The sequence below is a fragment of the Borborobacter arsenicus genome, assembly GCF_003934165.1.
Classification (GTDB): domain Bacteria; phylum Pseudomonadota; class Alphaproteobacteria; order Rhizobiales; family Rhizobiaceae; genus Pseudaminobacter; species Pseudaminobacter arsenicus.
This window is the reverse complement of the sequence record NZ_RKST01000118.1, coordinates 1-323: the sequence shown is the minus strand read 5'-3', so window position 1 is coordinate 323 and position 323 is coordinate 1. Positions and strand designations below refer to the sequence as shown.

Annotated in this window: 1 protein-coding gene; it reads left to right on the top strand. The window is 66.3% G+C overall.

Going from position 1 to position 323, the window contains the following annotated elements:
• Window positions 1–323, top strand: a 323-nt coding sequence (locus EET67_RS25470) for an EF-Tu C-terminal domain-related protein (RefSeq protein ID WP_342634694.1), incomplete at both ends; no start/stop codon positions are given.

The following is a 323-nucleotide window of genomic DNA, read 5'->3' as shown; positions in this document are numbered from 1 at the left end:
CTTGAGATCGTCGGCATCCGCCCGACCTCGAAGACGACCTGCACGGGCGTTGAGATGTTCCGCAAGCTGCTCGACCAGGGCCAGGCGGGCGACAACATCGGTGCGCTTTTGCGCGGCGTCGACCGCGAGGGCGTCGAGCGCGGCCAGGTTCTGGCCAAGCCGGGTTCGGTCACCCCGCACACCAAGTTCAAGGCCGAGGCCTACATCCTGACCAAGGACGAGGGCGGCCGCCACACGCCGTTCTTCACCAACTACCGTCCGCAGTTCTACTTCCGCACCACCGACGTGACCGGCATCGTGCATCTGGCCGAGGGCACCGAGAT